At 68.5% G+C, this 18,582-nt stretch carries 17 protein-coding genes; 6 read left to right on the top strand and 11 right to left on the bottom strand.

Annotated elements, in window-relative coordinates; genetic code table 11:
• Position 1: 1 nt before the first annotated feature.
• The 3 genes from IF61_RS0109775 to IF61_RS0109765 form a co-directional block, all read right to left on the bottom strand.
• Complete coding sequence (locus IF61_RS0109775) at positions 2-1,141, bottom strand: catalase family protein (RefSeq protein WP_030365893.1); 1,140 nt, start codon at positions 1,139-1,141, stop codon at positions 2-4.
• Between the two features lie 55 nt (positions 1,142-1,196).
• A complete protein-coding gene (locus IF61_RS0109770) occupies positions 1,197-2,549 on the bottom strand; it encodes a Dyp-type peroxidase (RefSeq protein WP_052392556.1) in 1,353 nt (450 codons plus the stop codon).
• Between the two features lie 118 nt (positions 2,550-2,667).
• Entirely contained in the window at positions 2,668-3,258 is a 591-nt protein-coding gene (locus IF61_RS0109765) for a hypothetical protein (RefSeq protein WP_245684460.1), read from the bottom strand.
• A gap of 413 nt (positions 3,259-3,671) precedes the next feature.
• Here IF61_RS0109765 and IF61_RS0109760 point away from each other — a divergent pair, with 413 nt between their 5' ends.
• From IF61_RS0109760 to IF61_RS0109755, 3 genes are all read left to right on the top strand, one after another.
• Positions 3,672-4,349 carry a GAP family protein gene (locus tag IF61_RS0109760; RefSeq protein ID WP_030365890.1) on the top strand — a complete coding sequence of 226 codons (678 nt, stop codon included), beginning with the start codon at positions 3,672-3,674 and terminating at the stop codon, positions 4,347-4,349.
• Positions 4,350-4,404: 55 nt separating this feature from the next.
• Positions 4,405-4,689: a hypothetical protein gene (locus IF61_RS35800; RefSeq protein WP_157848578.1), complete on the top strand. Its 285-nt coding sequence runs from the start codon at positions 4,405-4,407 to the stop codon at positions 4,687-4,689.
• Positions 4,690-4,752: 63 nt separating this feature from the next.
• Positions 4,753-5,736, top strand: a complete 984-nt coding sequence (locus IF61_RS0109755; RefSeq protein WP_030365889.1) for a helix-turn-helix transcriptional regulator — start codon at positions 4,753-4,755, stop codon at positions 5,734-5,736.
• Between the two features lie 159 nt (positions 5,737-5,895).
• On the opposite strand, the gene IF61_RS0109750 is transcribed toward IF61_RS0109755, so the two are convergent.
• Positions 5,896-6,375 carry an anthrone oxygenase family protein gene (locus IF61_RS0109750; RefSeq protein WP_043188305.1) on the bottom strand — a complete coding sequence of 160 codons (480 nt, stop codon included), beginning with the start codon at positions 6,373-6,375 and terminating at the stop codon, positions 5,896-5,898.
• Positions 6,376-6,380: 5 nt separating this feature from the next.
• Entirely contained in the window at positions 6,381-7,043 is a 663-nt protein-coding gene (locus tag IF61_RS0109745) for a maleylpyruvate isomerase family mycothiol-dependent enzyme (RefSeq protein WP_030365887.1), read from the bottom strand.
• 71 nt (positions 7,044-7,114) lie between these two features.
• On the opposite strand from IF61_RS0109745, the gene IF61_RS0109740 reads away from it, so the two are divergent.
• Positions 7,115-8,032, top strand: coding sequence for a LysR family transcriptional regulator (locus tag IF61_RS0109740; RefSeq protein ID WP_030365886.1), 918 nt, complete (start codon positions 7,115-7,117; stop codon positions 8,030-8,032).
• 78 nt (positions 8,033-8,110) lie between these two features.
• On the opposite strand, the gene IF61_RS0109735 is transcribed toward IF61_RS0109740, so the two are convergent.
• The 6 genes from IF61_RS0109735 to IF61_RS0109695 all read right to left on the bottom strand — a co-directional run bounded on the left by IF61_RS0109735 (position 8,111) and on the right by IF61_RS0109695 (position 15,915).
• Complete coding sequence (locus IF61_RS0109735; protein ID WP_030365885.1) at positions 8,111-9,367, bottom strand: protein-glutamine gamma-glutamyltransferase; 1,257 nt, start codon at positions 9,365-9,367, stop codon at positions 8,111-8,113.
• A gap of 297 nt (positions 9,368-9,664) precedes the next feature.
• On the bottom strand, positions 9,665-10,111 hold the full coding sequence (locus IF61_RS0109730; RefSeq protein ID WP_030365884.1) for a hypothetical protein: 447 nt from the start codon (positions 10,109-10,111) through the stop codon (positions 9,665-9,667).
• 1,344 nt (positions 10,112-11,455) lie between these two features.
• Complete coding sequence (locus IF61_RS34015; protein ID WP_169748807.1) at positions 11,456-14,122, bottom strand: SpoIIE family protein phosphatase; 2,667 nt, start codon at positions 14,120-14,122, stop codon at positions 11,456-11,458.
• A gap of 480 nt (positions 14,123-14,602) precedes the next feature.
• Positions 14,603-14,740, bottom strand: coding sequence for a hypothetical protein (locus IF61_RS37565; protein WP_342667981.1), 138 nt, complete (start codon positions 14,738-14,740; stop codon positions 14,603-14,605).
• Between the two features lie 188 nt (positions 14,741-14,928).
• Positions 14,929-15,408 (bottom strand): hypothetical protein, encoded by a 480-nt coding sequence (locus tag IF61_RS0109700; RefSeq protein ID WP_030365883.1) that lies wholly within the window; start codon positions 15,406-15,408, stop codon positions 14,929-14,931.
• A gap of 252 nt (positions 15,409-15,660) precedes the next feature.
• The gene (locus tag IF61_RS0109695) at positions 15,661-15,915 is read right to left on the bottom strand and encodes a hypothetical protein (RefSeq protein WP_030365882.1); all 255 of its coding nucleotides are present in this window, start codon (positions 15,913-15,915) and stop codon (positions 15,661-15,663) included.
• A gap of 299 nt (positions 15,916-16,214) precedes the next feature.
• On the opposite strand from IF61_RS0109695, the gene IF61_RS32150 reads away from it, so the two are divergent.
• Together IF61_RS32150 and IF61_RS0109685 are read left to right on the top strand one after the other, a co-directional pair.
• Complete coding sequence (locus tag IF61_RS32150; RefSeq protein ID WP_449657285.1) at positions 16,215-17,585, top strand: chymotrypsin family serine protease; 1,371 nt, start codon at positions 16,215-16,217, stop codon at positions 17,583-17,585.
• On the top strand, positions 17,582-18,571 hold the full coding sequence (locus IF61_RS0109685) for a polyprenyl synthetase family protein (protein WP_052392555.1): 990 nt from the start codon (positions 17,582-17,584) through the stop codon (positions 18,569-18,571). The genes IF61_RS32150 and IF61_RS0109685 overlap by 4 nt, the downstream gene beginning before the upstream one ends.
• The last annotated feature ends 11 nt before the right edge of the window (positions 18,572-18,582 follow it).

Below are 18,582 nucleotides of genomic sequence, written 5' to 3'. Positions count from 1 at the left end.
CTCACTGAGGCTCATGGGGCGCGTCAAACACCTCGTCGGCGCTGCGGGGCTCTGTGCGGGGCTGCTGGTTGAGCTTGTGGCGTTGGATGGAGGATCGCCGGTAGACCTCCTTGCGGGCCCGCATGATGTTGCCGAGGGGGGCGTGCTCGGCGGTGACCCGCCAGGGTGTGAAGGACAGTGAGTCCATCTTCGCCAGGTTCTCCGGGCCGGAGATGTCCTGCTGCGGCAGCCGCAGCTTGGCCACGGTGACGGACGGCGAGAGCTGCTCGGGCCACTCCACGGTGGTGTCCTCCACCGGCATCCGCTCCAGGTCGGTGCAGAGCTGAACCTGGATGTCGAAGACGTAGGGCCGCTCCTGCAGCTCGGCCTGCAGGGCCGGTCGGAAGACCTCTTGAGCGGAGGCCGGGTCGATGGTGCGCCGGACCACCGCGGCGGCGGAGTCGGGGTCGGGGGTGATGCGCACTTTGGCGATGTAGTCTCCGTGCCGGACCGCGCCCATCGTCCAGTAGCTCGACAGCAGCAGGTTGGCGGGAGGAGTCTTCGACAGGCGGAGGAAGGCCAGGAACTCGTCCCACGCCCAGTCGTCCTGGCCCAGCGTTCCCTTGCCTGTCACGAACTCGGTGAAGAAGCGATGTGCTCCGGGCCGGCCCTGGGAGAAGTACGCCGGCGCGTTCAGGAACAGTTCCTGGATGAACAGGTAGTGCTCGACCGTGTTGCAGAAGAAGATCGGTCCGTTGATGTTGGCGTAGTCGAAGGTGCCCGTGTCCGGTTCGTCTTCCAGCAGGGTCGGGCCGGGGATGCCGAACATTTTCAACGCCAGTCCGGTGGCTGCGCCCAGTCGCGCGTCGGCTCCCGCGTGCGGCGAGCCGTTGGAGAAACGGATGAGCGCGTCGTGGGTTCCCGGCGTCGCGTAGATGCCCTGGGCGTACTCGGGGGGCAGCCCGTCCAGGATCTCCACTTCCCCGCGTACCAGCCCGTAGCCCTTGGCATGGGCGTCGCGGAGAGCCCGTCCGGTGCCACCGGCCTCGACGGACTCGGCGATGTAGCTCTCGGTCTTCTCGATCACCGTCTGCACGTTCTGGTCGAAGTCCGGGTCATCGACTTCGACGTCCGGCGTGTAGCGGACGAACTGTGCTGCCATGGCGTCGACCTTTCCTCGAAGACCGCGATGGGGCCTCAGCGGGTAGGAATTGCCGTCAGTCCTCCAGTTCGGCGAGCCAGCGCAGGGCTCGCAGCCCCGGCACGAAGCAGTACTCGCCGCCACGGGTGACCACGAAGCTGGGCAGGTTGTGCAGGCGGCGCCGGACCGGCTTGTCGGGGATGGTGACGCTGCCGGTTCCGTCGTGGTGCCCGGCCACCGGGTCCTTCTCGCCGGGGTAGCCGATGAAGTTGCCGTCGTTGACCCACTCGGCCTTGATGAATTCAAACTGCCGTTCAAGGTGGGCCCCGATAAAGACTCCCACCAGTCCCCGGTCGGCACCGTCGTCCTCCAGTACGCCCTCGGGCAACGGCGGACCGTAGGTGGTGCCGCGGCGGATGAGGCGGTGCATCCGTGCGTCGCCGATGATGGTGGAGTCGCGGGGGTTGTTCCGGCGGATGTGCGCGCCGGCGGGGCATCGCAGGCCGCGGTCGTCGTGCTCCCGGTACAGGAAGTTGTTGACGCGGTGCGGATCCGCCGCCAGCTCCGGGTCATCGTGCTCCGGCGTCAGCGTCAGCGGTGCCCCACTCGGCCAGCGCCCGACCATTTTCGCCGCCAGGAGTGCTTCCTCCTCGGCGCTGGAACTGTTGGCGCGCAGGTACCGGCGCCAGGCCGCCACGTTGGTGTGAATCTTGCGGACGGCCACGTAGGTTCCGTTGCGCCCCAGCACGTCGGGGCTGGGCATGGGCGGAAGGTTCCCGGTTTCGTCGGGGTAGCCGAGGATGAACTCGCCGGCCTTGATGGGCGCTTCCTGCGGATTGGAGCCGGGCAGTCCGACGCCCTCGATGTTCGGATGGCTGATGCCGTCGCGGAAGCCGAAGGTGGTGCGCCCGGTCGGGAGCTGGTGGACGTCCTGCTGCCAGATCACCTGGACACCCGGGGTTTCCTGATAGGCGACCCGGGCCCGCTCCAGTTCCTGGTCCAGCTGCGCCGTATCTGAAGAGAGGGCGCTCAACGCGATGTGGACATCGCCCGTCCCGAACGGCGCCTCCCAGTGGGCCGGGGCGTTCTCGCCCACATCGCCGATCAGCTCCGCCCTGGCGGCCATGCCCTCACGGAACGCGCGTGGAAAGCTGTCCAGCGACTCCTGCGGCACCCCCAGGGCCTTCAGCCCCTGATAGGTGAACGCCACAGCGACCCAGGCGTCCCCGCTCCGGTTCGCACTCGGCAGACCTCCTGAGGTCACGGGGAGCAGCCGCCGCAGCAGGGCACGTCCGGCGTGGCGGTCGTCGACGCGCAGGAAGATGAACTTCCCCTCGTACGGGACGGGCCGCGGGCGCAGTGCCCCGCTCTGGACGTCGCCGATCTCGACGCGCACACTGGCCCCGCTGCTGCTGTCCGCGCTGTTCATGGTCGCTTGTGTCTCCGCATCGGTCTGTGCCCGGACAAGCCCTGCACTGGCTGACCGGCACCAGCCGACGCAGTTCACCGATGGTGGGTCGGCTCTGGGGGTTGGGAGCGTCCGGGTTTCAGGCGGAGGCTTCTTCCAGCAGCTTCTGGAAGGCAGGCGTGGCCATCAACTCGGCGTTGGCCGGGTTGTCCAGCGCCGCCCGGAACTCGGGGGTGTCCAGCACCGCCTGGAACGCCTCGCTCACGCGCTGATCCTTCCAGACCTGCTGAACGGTCAGATCGGGATAGGAACTGACGAAGACTCCTGCGGGCTCCTGGTGGGAGACGAACCAGTCCTTCACCCCCGGATCTTTGACGCCGGGGAACCCTTCGGTGTGCGAGAAGACCTTGTCGAAGCGGTCCCCGACGTCCGTCTGGGCGAAATCGTCGATGTAGGTGTCCCAGGAGCCGTCGAAGACGCTGGCGAACATGTGCCGTGTGTCATTGTCGAAGATCACGTGCCGTGCGTCGTGCAGGGTGCCGATCTGGCGCAAGGCCGCGTGAACTCTTTCGTCATTCGTCGCGTCCGCGAGCATGGCGAGATCCTGACGCATGGCATCCGCATGGCCCGGCTTGATCTCGGTGAAGACGGTGAACTCGTTGCAGACCCCGTCCGACCTGCCCGGGCGCTCGGGGTGAGCTGATTGGGTTGCACCTGTCCTTGCAGTCATCGTGAGACTCCCTGCCACGGATCGGCGCGAGGGTCACCAAGCGCCGGAGCACGGGGCGCCATCGCCCTCACAACCCAATCCTCACCGCGGATGCGCGGCCCCGCATCTTGGCCCCTGAGAGGGCAACGCGAGTGCGACAGGGCGATGCCGCCGTCTCCGCGCCCTGAGGCGCTCCCGAGGACAGATCGAGCCAGGCGCAGGAAGATGGAGCTGGGCCGTGCGTGCTGACTACGGGATCGTCATCGTCACCCGCTCGGTCAGCCGCTCCCACGTGGCCGTGAAGCCGCGGCGCAACCTATCGCATAAGATCGCATAAGCCCCTCCCCGTCGCGCCGCACGGGCGGCCGGGGCATCTGCCTCCGCCGGACCTCTGCTCGACCGGATCGCCACCCTGACCCCAGCTGGAGGCAACCATGGGCGCAGTTCTCGGTGACGTGCTGGGTTTCGCGGCCGGCGTCGCGGTCAGCCCGCTTCCGATCATCGCCGTCATCCTCATCCTCGCCACGCCTCGGGGACGTCTCAACGGATTCCTCTTCACCGTCGGCTGGATCCTCGGACTCGCGGCACTGGGCGCGGTGATGCTGGCGATCGCCTCCCCCGCAGGTGCCTCCGCCCACAAGCACCCGGCCACCTGGGTGGGAGCGCTCAAGCTCGCTCTGGGCGTGTTGCTCCTCGTTTTCGGCGCCCGGCAGTGGCGTCGGCGCCCGAAGGACCCCTCGCAGGCCAAACTGCCGAAGTGGATGAGCGCGATCGACCGCCTCACGCCGGTCAAGGTCTTCGGACTCGGCACGGCCCTGGCCGCGCTCAACGCCAAGAACGCCCCGCTGACCATCGCCGCGGGCGCCGCGATCGGCTCGGCCGGACTGCCGGTCGGGCAGCAGATCGCATCACTGGCGATCTTCATCGTGATCGCCACGCTCGGCCTGCTGGTCCCGCTCGGAGTCTTCCTCCTCGGGGGAACGCGGGCCAGGACCACGCTCGGAAACTGGAAAGACTGGGCAGCTCAGCACAATGTCGCAGTGATGGCCGTACTCTTCTTCGTCCTCGGGCTGAAACTGCTCGGAGACGGCATCTCCATCCTCACCTCCTGACAGAGCCACCACACGTTGCGGTGCGGTCCGATCACAGACGTAGGCCCGCGGCAGCATGTGCGAGACGATGAGCGCCCACCCGACGCGGACGGACCGGGTTCGCTTCGTCGGCTCCCTCGCTCGACGATGGCAGCCCACGCGAGAAGGCCGACGCCTGCAGCGCGATCATCTGCTACGCCGCACACACCTGCCATGCGTCGTCACCGGGCACACCGCCGGCGACCGGCCGTCGACGACGACTGCTCCCCATCTGCAGACCACCGCCGGTGCGCAGGTCATCAACCTGTGGCTGCGCAAAGGCACCCAGGCCATATCGACTTGGCCGGTCGACCATGCCTGACACACTGGATTCTGTTCGTCCGTCGTATCCGCTCCTCAGCGCCGCGGCAGGACCCCAAGGGAGGTGAACGCCGTGCCGGAGCTGCTGCGCAACCACCTCATTGCCAAGTCCCGGAACCCCGTCGACCTGCTCAACGCCGCCACCCGGCTGTTCGGCGGCTCGATCACCACGTCGCCCCTGAACGGCCTGAACAGCGCAGACCACGAACTACGCGGCGTGGTCGCCGATGACTTCGCGGTCGGCTACTTCGCCTCGCCACTCGATGTGCGCATCGCCTCCGCCGGCGGCCGCAGCTCTTATTTCGTCAACCTCGGGGTGACCGGCGCGATTGCGGCATCGCGCGGCGGCCTGCCGGCGACCCTCGACAGGACGACGGCGGGAATCGTCAATCCCGGTGACACCCAGGAGCTGCGGCCCGTGCGGAGCGCACGGACGGGGTTCGTGGGGCTGCGGATCGACGCCGCACTCGTGGAGCAGGAGTTCACCACGCTGACCGGGCATCCGCCGATGTCCACCGTCCGATTCGACTTCGCGCTCGATGTGGCCGGCTCCCAGGGCCGGGCGGTGCGGCTGCTAGTGCGTTCGCTGCTGGAACAACTGGACTCGGGAGACCCCCTGTTCCAGCGCCAGGAGCTGCAGCGAAGCCAGCTGCGGTGCATCGTCACCGCCCTGCTCCTGGCCCAACCGCACTCGCACACCGACGAGCTGCGTGACGGTTCGTACCCCGGTCATCCACGCTCCTTGCGCACGGCCCTCGCCTTCATCGAGGCGAACCTCGCCGAGCGCATCACCCTCGGTGACATCGCCGAGGCCGCCGCATGCAGCCCGCGGACCATCAGCTCCGCATTCCGCGACCGGCTGGGCCTCTCGCCCCTGTCGTACGTCCGCAACCTGCGGCTGGACCGGATCCGTGCGGACATCCTCGCCTCCACCGACTCCGTCGGCACGATCGCCTACCGGTGGGGTGTCTCCCATCTGGGCCGCTTCGCGGCCGAGTACCGCGGCCGCTTCGCCGAACTGCCCTCCGACACCGCGGCCCGCAGGTAGCCGGCAGCCGTCCGTCCCATAGCGCAGTCGCAGGCCGGGGTGTGCATCCTGCGGGCCTGGGCTCTGGCAGCCGGAGACGACGCTTCCCTCCTCCTGCGAGACCGCGACACAGAGGCGGCGGCGCCTGGGCCTGGAAATCCAGTGATGATTGCGGTGAGTTCAGTGGTGTTCGGTCGCTCGCTTGCCCGCCTGGCGCAGGGCAACAGAGATGAGGACGGCGAAGGCGGCTATGGCAGTGCAGGTACGGGCATCGTTGAACAGTTCCCAGCGGCTCAGGATCTTCGCATGGTCGGCTGGTGGCGCGGTGGCGGCCCACTGCTTGATGCGGCCGTTGATCGGGACATTCCCGAACCGGGTGATCAGGAAGGACGCGATGGTGAGGAGCCCTGCCGTGGCTGCGAGGACTCGGGCCCGTTCGCGTGTCAGGGCGGCCAGAGCGAGGGCACTGAGGGCCGAGACTGCCATCGCCCCCTGCATGGTGATCCCGTTCATCTTCATCAGCTCGGTGTGGAAGTCGAGTCTCATCTCGATCGGCACGGAGTTGAAGGTCGGGACGAGGTTGGCGGCGCCGTAGCCGAAGGCTCCGGCGAGCAGACCGGTGGAGAGCAGGGACAGGCCCAGGAGGAGGCGGGTGCGCATCTGGTTCATGCTTTCTCGGCGGGTTGGGTGAAGCGGTTGCTGGATGCTCCTCGGAGCTTGCCGTCCGGAGGTCTGCGGCCGTAGGCCAGCAGCAGGAGGTCCTGGGCGGCGCCGAACACGGGCGAGCCGGAGCCGTATGACCAGTCGAGGTCCTCGGCGCACAGTTGCACTCCGTCAAGGTCGGCGCCGAAGAACTTCAGGCTGCTGGGCCGGATGCCGTCGAGCAGGATGCGCAGCCGGTTCTCGGGGACACGCCGGTCGAGGCCGAGGGCGACGGTGATGTCCAGCCCGTGCACGACGTCGTGGCCGAGCGCCGCCGCGAGCCCGCCGACCGGTGGCGTCCAGGGATGGTGAGCGTTGTCCCGCAGGAAGGCGGCGAGCGTGGTGGTGAAATGGGCGGCCGCATCCCGGCGCGCGACCCTGTCGGTCATGCGGTGAAGGTTGCCGCGCGCCTTGGCCAGCTCGCCGAGCGTCGCGGGCAAGGAGAGGCGGAAGCCCATTGTCATGTGCGCCGCGACCTCGCGAACGCGCCATCCCGCGCAGAGACTCTGCTCGTTCCACTGGTCGGTCCGCAAAGTGTCGAACAGGTCGGCCAGCTCTCGGCGTTCCGCCGCGATCGCCGCCCTGACCTCGTCCTTCTTCCGCTTGCGGGCTGTCTCGTTCTCCATGTGATCAAGTCTGCGACCGACGGATCGATAGGGCCAGTAGATAGTTCTGCTGCCATCTAGAATCACCGCTTATGGAGCTTCGTCAGTTGCGCTACTTCGTCTGCATCGTCGAGGAGGGCGGTTTCACAAGAGCCGCCGACCGGCTGCATATGGCCCAGCCCGGCCTCAGCGCCCAGATCCGCCAGCTGGAGAAGGAACTGGGGCAGCCGCTGCTCGACCGCTCCGGCCGGTCAGTGACGCCGACCGAGGTGGGCCGGGCGGTCCTGCCGTACGCCCGCGCCGCACTGGCGGCGGCGGAGTCGGTGCGGCAGACGGTCGATGCGTACACGGGGCTGCTGCGCGGCCGGGTCAGGCTCGGGCTGGTCTCCGGCGCCACCAGCCACGCCTTCGACATCGCCGCCTTACTCGCGGACTTCCACGACGCCCACCCCTCGGTGGAGGCGGCCCTCACCGAGGACACCACGGAGCGGATGCTGGCCGCGCTCCTGACCGGCGAGCTCGACATCGCCGTCCTCGGAACGGCCGAGGAGGTGCCCCCGCCCGGAATAGCCTTCCAGACGGTGATCGACGTCCCGCTGGTTGCCGTCGTCGCGCCCGGTGATCCGGTTCTCGACCACGGCGACGGTACGAGCGTCCCACTTGCCGATCTGCGCGATCGGCCGCTGATCTGCCTGCCGCGCGGCACCGGGGTGCGCGCGGCGCTGGAACGCGGCTGCGCGCAGGCAGGATTCCGTCCCCGCGTTGCCTTCGAGGCGGCAGCCCCACACGTACTCTCGCGCCTTGCCGCGCGGGGCCTGGGCATTGCCGTGCTGCCTGCCGGCGAGGACGAGTCCCCCCTCGACGGGCAGCTTCGCACGCTGCGAATCGTCCGGCCCGAGATGCGTGCCCGCATCGCGCTCGCCTGGCAGGCCGGCGGTCCTTCGAGCCCCGCGGCCCGGGTTCTCCTCGACCGCCTACGCGAAGTCATCCCCAAGCCGCCCGATTCCTAGACCGCCTCTGTCCTTGGTCATCGTCGTGCCCAGATGAGGGAGGAGGGCCGGGCGACCCGGCCCTCCCGCCCGGTTCTGTTACGGCCAGCCCTGCTGCACCTTGGCGGGGGCGGTGTTCCAGCTCTTGGGTATGAACGTGATCACGTAGGTTCCGCGGTCGAAGTCCGCGTACCCGGCAGACCAGTTCCGGAACTTGCTCTCGTATACGTGCATGGGGCCCAGGCCACTATTGGGCGCGTGGTAGTGGTCGCCGTGGGTCCATACCGTCTTGTCGGCATCCGCTTCCGTTTGAGCCCCGAACCAGCCGTAGTCGAAATTGACCCAGCTTTCGCCGGCGTTGGCGGGACTGCGCGGGATGCTTCTGTCCTTCGACATGTCGACCAGGCCGGTACCCTGGGCGGGGCGGAAGGCTTCCGGATCGCCGTACTTCCTCCTGTCAGAAGGGCCCCGCTGGTCCTGCCCGCTCCAGAAGTGCTTCGAGTAGATCACCGCCTTCATCTTGGACGGGTCGTAGTTGCCTCCGTCTCTTTCCTTGAAAGACGGTGTGTTCCTCAGTGCCGAGTAGAAGTTCGATCGGCTGTCCTCGTAGAGCAGAGCGTCATTGTTGTTCGTGAGCCCCGTCTTGAGGTTGTCGATGTACGCCCCCTCGTCGTGGGCGCTTTCCAGGGCCTTGTTCATGATGGACGCCACATCACGCGCCCGCTTGAAGCCCTTCTCCTCGTCGAAACTGTCCTTGGCGATGCGGCCCTCGAACTCTGCCCGCGTTTCCCCGGGTCGGGGGCTGATGTTTTTGAGGTCGTTCTTGTACTTGTTCTCGTCGAAGGACGCAAACGCCAATTTGTTCGTCGGGTAGGGACCCGAATTGACCCAGGTGACGCCGACGCAACCGTAGGACAGCTTTTCTCGCTGCTCTTCGGTCATTTGCTGCTTCTTGCCGTCGCGGTGACTGTAGACCTGCTGCCACTTGCGTATGTAGTTGTTGATGACCGTAGTGGCCCTGCCTCCGTAGGCCCGGTACGCATCAGGCATCCTTTCGAGCGGCTCGGCCGGAGGGGTTTCCCTGTCGTCGGTAGAGCCGGGGGCCCGGGAGGACGGGCTGGCACTCGGAGGCAATTCCCCTGGTGACCTGCCGGGTTGCTCCGGAGTCAGGGCGCTCTCGTTGAGTGCGTTGATGTTCTTGACGTCATCCGCCGTCAGGCCGTGCGTTTCGGCGTAGGACCCTTTCTCTCCCCTGTCGCCGCTGCCGGCGGCCTGGCTGACCGACGGGATGAGTCCGGCGGTGCATATGACTGCACCCGCAGTGGCGAAGGTGAGAATTCTCCGACGTTTGTACATGAAAATCAACAACTCCCTTGTGGTGAATCTCGTGAAACGAGGGCGCATGCGAGAGCACGGCGCATTGGAGGGGGTTTGGAGATCTGCCGTTCAGGGCCTTGGCCGCCCTGGCCTGCGTCACTGTGCCGACGACAGGAAGGCCGCCGCCGCGGGGCGGAAGGAGATGCGGCAATACGGGAGATGGCGGTGGCGGCGCGCTCGTCGCCGGTCATGGCCGCGGTGGTCGCCGAGCGGGCCGGCGCGACTCGGTCGCCGGCCCGGCGTGGGCTGGTCGGCCGGGGCCGGGCGGGGCCGGCGCTACATCAGCGTCGTTGCCGAAGCGACGACGCGGGCCCGGTCCGGGTGGCCGGGGTCGCCGTAGCGGACCTCGACGCGCGGGTGGGAGCGCATGAACACGGTGTCGACCAGGCGGACCTGTTCGGGGTGGTCAACCGTGCGCACGGCGATGTCCGTGTCGAGGAAGAAGCTGAACTCGCCCGTGGCCGGGGCGTAGACGAAGAACTTGCCGCCCTCGAACTTCTGCTGCGCGATGTCGTCCGTCAGGACCAGGGACCAGAAGCCCACACAGTGGCCCGCGGGACACATGAACCGGAAGTCGGCCCGTAGGCCGTCCAGTTCCATCCAGCGGAAGGGGTTGTCGTCCGCGTTGATCGTGGCGGGGGTGGCGGCGGTCGCCGGGGCGGTCGTGGCCGGGGTGGCCGCCTGGGCTCCCTGAGTGAGGGGCAGGGCGAGGGCTGCGGTCACAGCGAGGGTGGTGAGGGTTCGGAGAGCGGTTCTGCGTATCACTTCTCACTCCCTGGATTAGTGATCAGGTCGATACGAACAGTGATCATGTCCCCGTGTTAACTCCCCGGCAACATCACGGCTTTGAAACCGGCCAACCTGCCACTAAGGCGGTTCTGGCCATGCATCCGGTCCGGCCCGGCATGGGGGATCCGATGTTGTTCGGGAGCTCCACGGCGCGGTCGATGTCGTCGTTGCCGACCGGGATGAACAGCCCCATTCGGGCGGCGGTCACCCGGCTGTAGGAGATCCAGCGAGGCGGCCGCGGCAGGCTCAAGACGCCGCCCCGGCCAAGACGCGCATGGCAGAACCTCTTGATCCGTGCGGCCGGATTCTGTTCGGGTTCGCCAGCGGGTGTGCGCCCTGCGGCTGAAGAGGGCCGTTGGTCTGCTGGAGGCGGAGGCGTCGGACTGTTCGCCGGCGGCAAGGGCGACGGGGGCTTCCCACGTGACGCAGCGTCCGTCGAGGACGTGTTTCCAGCCTGCGTCGGGCAGTGGCCTGGTCGCCTCGGCGACGGTGGCCGGGGTGATGCTGGTGGAAGTGCCGCGGGCCCGGGCGTTTTCGGTGGCCGGAGAGTCCCACAGTGTGCCGACGACCTCCGTCGGTGCGAAGACCAGGGGCCGTGGCGTGCCACAACAGGTCACTGACCGGTGTTTCGCAGGCCGCGATGGTCGACTTGATGTCGCCTTCGGCGTCGTGGTCGAAGAGGGCGAGCATGGTGAGAGATTTGTGGCCGGCGACGGGCGCCGCCTCCCTCACGGCCCGCAGCGCGACCCGGGCCAAGCCGACCCGGACATCTCGCTGCCGCTCACGCCTTCCCCCAACTGGTGTGCCCGAGGACCAGGTGACGGGCGCCCGCCAGGCGCAGGACCTGGTCGACGAACCGGCTGGTGAACAGCCGCCTCGCCGAGAGCTTGCCCTACTCGCCGATGTGGTCGAACACCAACTGGTGGTCGCGCTCGGCGCGAGCCCGCCGGCCAATGACCTGCTGCCGGGTCAGCTCCTCAAGCACCAGCGGCGCCTCACCCTCGCCCGCCTCCTGGTGCTCCGGCTCGGGCAGCGGGGCATTCTGGACCGAACGCCTCGACCCGCCGGAGCGGGCCCTGGTGCTGTGCGTGGACGAGAAGTCGCAGATCCAGGCCCTGGACCGGCGTGAACGGGGTCGGTGGGGCCGGTACCGCTCCGCCCCCCGCCCGGCACACCTCGCGGAGCGGGATGGGCTGATGGCTACTGGACGACGGAGCCAACCGTCAGCTGGGCCGAAGTACCAGGACGTCTTCGCCGCAACGACTGCCCCGGGGGAGCTCACTCCGCAGTCGGCAGAGGCTGCTCGGTCCAGATGGTCTTGCCCGTGGGGATGTAGCGAGTGCCCCAGCGCTGAGTGAGCTGGGCGATGATGAAGAGGCCCCGGCCCCCCTCGTCGTCGGCGGCGGCGTAGCGCAGGTGGGGCGAGGTGTGGCCGGTGTCGGCGACCTCGCAGACGAGGCTACGGTCGCGGATCAGCCGGACGTGGACCGGCCCGCCGGAGGCGTAGCGGACGGCGTTGGTGACCAGCTCGCTGACGATGAGCTCGGTCGTGAACGACAGGTCCTCGAGCCCCCACTCGCTCAGCTGCCCACTGGTGACGGACCGGGCCCGCGCGACGCTCGCGGGGTGGGCGTCCAGCTCCCAGACGGCCACCTGGTGCTCGCTGAGCATCCGGGTACGGACCAGGAGCAGGGCCGCGTCGTCGTCCACCGGGCCGGGCAGCAGCTCGGCCACGGTGCGGTCGCAGAGCTCCTCGAGGGGGCGCCGGCACTCGGTGAGGACGCCGGTGAGCAGGCCGAGCGCCGTCTCGGCGTCGTGGCCCGGGGCCTGGACGAGACCGTCGGTGAACAGGGCGAGCAGGCTGCCGGCGGGCAGCTGGAGTTCCACGCTCTGGAAGGGCGCGCCGCCCATGCCCAGGGGCGGCCCCTCCGGCAGGCCCGGAAGGCTGACGGCACCGCAGGCGGGGTCGACGACGACGGGCGGCGAGTGGCCCGCCCGCGCCATACTGCACTGCCCGGACACCGGGTCGTAGACGGCGTACAGGCAGGTGACCCCCAGGGCCTCGTCGCCGCCGGCCCCCGTCGTGCCCCCGCCGCGGCCGTGCGCCCGCTCTTCGGCGGCGTGTTCCTCGGCGGTCCGCCCGACCACGTCGTCCAGGCGCGCGAGCAGTTCGTCCGGGGCGAGGTCGAGCCGGGCCAGGACGCGTACGCTCGTACGCAGCCGGCCCATGGTGGCGGCGGCGCGCAGCCCGTGGCCGAGCACGTCCCCGACCACCAGGCCGACCCGGGAACTCGACAGCGGGATGACGTCGAACCAGTCGCCGCCCACCCCGGAGCGGCTGTCGGCGGGCACGTAGCGGCTGGCCGCCTCGGCACCGGTCAGCGACGGCAGGTCGTGGGGCAGCAGACCGCGTTGCAGTTTGAGGGCCGCGGTGTGTTCTCGCGTGATGACCAACATCAGGACGACACCGACCAGCAGGGCGCTCAGGCCCACGACGCTCACGCTGCCGGTCCGCCCGAGGAGCGGCAGGTCGAAGGAGGTCGAGCCGTACTCCGGGGCGGCGTAGACGACGAAGGCGGCGTAGCAGAACAGGCTGAGCATCAGGAGCCCGCCCAGCCCCGGAAGCACCCCCTTGAACAGCAGGTCCCGGGGGCTGCGCGTGAGCCGCCCGCGGTAGCACCAGACGCAGGCGAAGCCGGTGAGGCCGTAGTAGAAGGCGATCGCGAGGCCGACCGCCTTGATGGAGTCGGCCAGTACGTCGTGGCTGATCACGGTCAGCAGGACGAGGAAGCCGATGGAGATCAGGCCCATGCCGACGGTCGACCAGGTCGGGGTGAGGAACCTGTGGTGCACCCGGGCGAAGCGCGAAGGGACGGCCTTGTGGGCGGCCATGGAGAAGACGGTGCGGGCCAGCGGCAGGATGGTGGTCTGGGTGGATGCGACCGCCGAGGTCAGCACCGTGAAGATGAGCAACTTGGTGAAGAACCAGCCGGGGCCCGTGGTGCCGAAGACGGCACCGCCCAGGCCGGAGAGCACGTCTCCGGAGTTCGCCGTGTTGCCCAGGCCGGTGCCCTCGGTGCCGATCCCTGCGAACGCCTGCGCCGAGGTCGCCACCAGGGCGTAGATGCCCAGCAGGAGCACGGTGGAGACGACCGCCGCCCGTCCGGGGATGTTCCTGCTGTCGGCGGTCTCCTCGTTGACCGCGACGGCGGTGTCCCAACCCCAGTAGATGAAGACCGCGGCGAGGAAGCCCGCGGTCAGCTCCTTGGCCGACGGCACATGGAGGGGGTTGAACCAGGAGACGGAGACGTGGATCGCCGTCGGCGGCCCGTCTGTGTAGGCCCTGACCAGGGCGGTCACTGCGAACAAGACCAGCACCGCAAGCTCGGCGCACACCAGCCAGCGCTGGAGGACCGCCGACACTTCGATGCCCACGTAGCAGACCGCAGTCATCACGGCGATCCAGGTGACCCCCGCGGCGGTGGTCCACAGCCGGTCCTCGGCGAGCGAGTCGAACCCCAGCAGCCGGAAGCCGTAGATGCCGGCGATCTCCGCGAGGTTCGCCATGGCGATGACGTCGGCGACGATGATGCCCCAGCCGCCCATCCAGCCGATGCGCGGGCCGAAGGCGCGGGAGGCCCAGGTGAAGGTGGTTCCGCAGTCGGCGTCGGCCGCGTTGAGCTCCCGGTAGGCGTACGCGATCAGCAGCATCGGGACGAAGGCCAGCATTGTCATGATCGGGGCCTGGAGGCCGACCCCCGCGACGATCAGGCCGAGCGTCGCCGCCAGGCTGTACGCCGGGGCGGTGGAGGACAGGCCCATGGCGACTGAGGAGGCCAGTCCCAGGGCACCTGCCTTGAGCCCCTTCTCGCCCGCGCCCGGGCCGGGCGCGAGCGGCGCGGCGGACTCGGCCGGACCACCGATGAGCTTCACCCCTGCATTCATCTCCGCTTCTCGCCTGGAGAGCTCGTGTCCCCGAGAGAGCTCATGATCACTATTTTCCCCGTGGTCGATCAGGTCCGCCAAGCGATGACGCGCCGGGCAGGTGCGGGTCGCCGCATGGGGGACATTCGCGGTCGTCCGGGTGACGACAGCAAGAAGCCGTGGCGGGCGCACCTCGTCGGCGCCGGCCGGAGGCTGATGGTTCCGGTGAGCACGTCATGGTCCGCGCTCCACCGGCCCGGGACCGGGCCCGGGGAATCCGCGCAGCGATGTGTCAGAGCGGAGGTACAGCGCGACGGCGCGGGTGAAGACGCGGGAGAGGGTTTCCCTGTCATGCCGGACAGCCTGATCGGTCATGCCGGCACAGCTTGATCCTGCTACGGCGCACGCGCCGCCGCCCGTCTCTTCAAAGACCCGGCGGCCATGGTCACCGCCGTCAACGCCGCTCTGACGGATCGGACGGCCGGCGAGGAATGCTTCGTCTCACTCGTCTATGGCGAACTGCGGCACACCGCATCCCATCCGGCTTTGAACCTGATTCGAGCCGGTCACCCACTCGTGTGCCGGGCCGATGGCACGGTCGAAGAAGAAGTCGAAGAAGAAGTCGAAGAAGTCGCCCAACCGGGCCTGCTCCTGAGCATCGGCCCCGACTCGTCCCCGTGCGGCGTCGGCCTGTACCCGGCCGACAGCGATCCGGATCCGCTCCGCCCCTTTGGTGTACGCGGATCGGCGAGTTCCAAGGCAGGCACCCAGGCAGGCACCCGGGCAGGCAGCGGTGCATACGATGCTTGCCACCGGCCTGCGGCCGGTCATTCCGCCGCCGGAGCAAGTCCTTGGAAGGCCGGCGTGGTGGTGTGCTCGTCGTCGTGAGGCAGCGGTTCGGGGAGCGCTACCCAGACCGGCGAGGTGAAGGTGTCCGTGTCGGCGCCGCACTCGGCCAGCGTGCGCAGGAAATGCTCCGGCTTGCTGTCCACACCATGGATCACTTTCACAGGCCTGCGCGTCGTGTTGGCGAGGGTCTGCGCCTGGTCCATGACGGCGGCGACGATCTGCGGGAGCCGGCCGTTGACCGAGATGGACCGGGTGCGTTCCGGTCCCTCGTGCCGCCCCACCGCCACGTCCACCTTCCAGCCGACGGGCTGCCGGTGATAGTCGGCCATGATCTGCACCAGCCAGGCCGCGGCCTCGTCGTCTGTCAGGTTGCCGCCGGCGCGCAGCTGGTCGAGGCGTGCTTCGCCCGGGCCGGGTTGCGCTGCTACCTCGGTCATCCACTCGGTGAAGTCCGTCATGGCATGGGTAACGACCCGGGTCGGTTCTGGTCGCCGCGCTTGCGTCCGTTCGGGTGCCCGCGCGGCGGCCAGCGGCCCGCACGGTGCCCCGGATGCAGCTGTCCGCCTACCGGGCCAGGAGGATGCTACGACCAACGAGTGGGCGCCCCGCTCGTCTCCACCTCGTCTCCACGGCCCTGCGTCCCGAGGACGGGTGGACAGCCTGAATGCTGTTGCACTGGGGCGCGCGGACTGTCATCCGCTCGCCACCGGCTATCCCGAGGCCTCACCCGGGTGCAGCGGACGGACGGGGCCGGTGACAGTGAACCGCAGGGGCACTCCGTCCATGGTCACCGGCTCCTGGGGACGGTCAGTGCTCGATTGCAGATACACGGTGATGACGTACGCGGTGCCGGGCGAGGTCGCCTGTCCGATCCCGACTCCGACGGCCCGATAGGTCGCCAGGATGTGCGCTTTGTGCCGGTCGAGCACGCGGCGGACGTGGTCAAGGGTGTTCGGCTCGCTCATGCGGGGGCTCTCCGGCCTGGCCTGCGACGGACCTGCGGGCCTTGGCTTCCGAGCGTACCGGCCGTCTTGTCGTGCTGCCCGGATGGCCGGGACGTAGCGGATATGCGAGGCCGTCACTAGCATGGTCGATCAAAAGAAGTCACGAAATATGCTGAATGTAATGCTTTAAGCCGGTAGCAGTGGGCGGAAACGAGAGAAGACCCGTCGTGGACGAGCGATATGCGAAAGCCCGGTCCTTGTCCCAGGCCGCGAAAAGGACGTACTGGCCTGCCTACGAGCAAGACCCCAACATCGTGGGCATGGCTTTCGGGCAGCGCATCACCGCCGGGCAGCGGACCGACGAACCAGCCGTCTTGATCTACGTTGCCCGGAAGATTTCCTCTCGGTTTCTCCCTCCTTCCCGTCAGCTGCCTCAGCGACTGCCCGTGGGAGGGGATCACATCGAGGTCGACGTGGTGGAGACCGGGCCCGTCTATCCGCTGGCGTTCACGGGACGCACCCGGCCGGCACCCTCCGGGACCAGCATCGGTCACCCCCTCGTCACCGCCGGGACCCTGGGGTGCCTGGTACGGGACAACACCGACTCAAGTCTGTGCATCCTCAGCAACAACCACATCCTGGCCAACGAGAACGCGGCCACGCCCGGCGACGCGATCGTCCAGCCGGGCGCCTACGACGGCGGCACCACGCCTGACGACACCATCGCCACGCTCAAGCGTTTCATCACCATCGGCATGTCCGGCAACACAGTGGATGCCGCCATCGCCCAGGTGACGACCCCGAGCGACGTCGTGGACCAGATGATGAACAACCTGATGCCCGTCCCGAGCCCTCGTCACCCGGCCGTGGGCCTGCTCTTCGCCGGCGGCTGCAACCGTACGTTCTTCAACCCGATCCAGGACGTCCTGACCAAGCTGAACATCGCCTTCCCCGCCGGCGCCGACTCGACCGCCACCGCCGAGCTCGGGATGAACGTCGAGAAGGTCGGGCGCACTACCGAGTACACCACCTCGACCGTCCAGGAAATCGACGTCACCACGAAGGTCAGTTACAACTTCGGCCAGGCGGCGTTCGACGGCCAGATCGCCACCGCCTGGCTCAGCGACGGCGGGGACTCCGGGTCCCTCGTCTGCCAGGGCGGTGCGGGCGGCAACGAAGACCATTGCGGTGGCTGCTTCCTCACCTCCATGGCGTCCAGCATGCTCGGTGAGGACCTTTCCGTTCACCAGCAACTGGAGAAGGAGTTCCGGGAGCGGTACCTCAGTCAGACCCGCGTCGGTAAATACCTGATCGACGTGTTCTTCCACAACCAGGAACGGCTGGTGAACCGGGCGCGGCAGGTCCGGCCGAGCGAAGAGGACCGGGCCCACGCGCGCAGTCTGTACGACCGCTATTCCGAGCTGATCACACGGATCATGGCCCGGCCCTACGCCGATGAGACGCGCCTGTCGGCCGAGCATCTCACCGAAGCACGGCAGGCCCTGGAACTCACCAAGAAGTACATGACCGCACAGGAAGCCGCGGTCGCGGACGGATTCTTCGACCTCGCCAAACGCGCCCAGGGACTCAAGCCCGGAGAGGTCCTCCAGGCGCTCAACAACCCCGGCGTGTACAACCAGGTGAAACAACTGGTCTCCCGGATCGACTTCCTCCAACAGCCCGAACCGTGACCACCAGCCGGACCACCGGCGAGGACTGGCTCGCATGCGCACGCACCCGAACGGCCCTCACCGGGCTCGACGGCATCCTGCGCGAGGCGACCGCCGCGGACGACGCGCTGCTGCGCATGATGGCCGGCCATCTGTTGCAACGAGGCGGCAAACGGCTCAGACCGGCCCTGCTGCTGCTGTCCGCCTCCTACGGCTCGTACCAGCGGACCCGGCTGCTGCGCGCGGCAGCGGCCCTGGAACTGGTGCACATCGCTTCCCTCTATCACGACGACGTGATGGACCGGGCGTCCATGCGGCGGCACGGGCTCAGCGTCAATGCCTGCTGGGGCAACGAACTGGCCGCTCTCACCGGCACCTACCTGTTCGCCCGGGCGAACAGCCTGCTCGTGAACCTGGGCAATGAGCCCCATCACGTCGCGGCCCGGGCCTTCCTGGAGCTGTGCACCGGGCAACTCCAAGAAGTGGAGAACGTCTACAACACCGACCTCACCGAAGCGGCGCACCTGGAGATCCTCGCCCGCAAGACCGCCACGCTGTTCGAGCTGCCGTGCGTGTTGGGTGCTCTGCTGAGCAATGCACCACGGCGGTATGCGACCGCGCTCCAGGCCTACGGACAGGACCTCGGCCTGGCGTTCCAGCTCACCGACGACGTGCTGGACCTGCCGGGTCGAGGCCGCGAGTCGGGCAAGCCGGCGGGCACCGACGTCCGCGAGGGCGTCTACTGCCTGGCGGTGCTGCGCGCCGTACGCACCGGAAGTGCCATCGCCGCGCGGCTCAAAGACCTGCTCGGCCGGGAGGACATGACCGCAGAGCAGGTGGCCGAGGTATACCGGCTGGTGGAAAGCACCGACGCCGGCTCAGCCGTACTCGAAGTGGCCCGCTCCCACGCGACAAGGGCCCTTGAGGCCCTCCAGGCTCTCCCCGAGGGGCCACCACGCCAGTCCTTGGAGAACCTTGCCCGGCACGTCCTCATCAGATCGAGCTGACGGGCGGGTCA

The organism is Streptomyces roseoverticillatus (assembly GCF_000719265.1).
GTDB lineage: Bacteria > Actinomycetota > Actinomycetes > Streptomycetales > Streptomycetaceae > Streptomyces > Streptomyces roseoverticillatus.
Note: the sequence above shows the minus strand (reverse complement) of the source record. Positions and strands in the feature narration are given on the sequence as shown.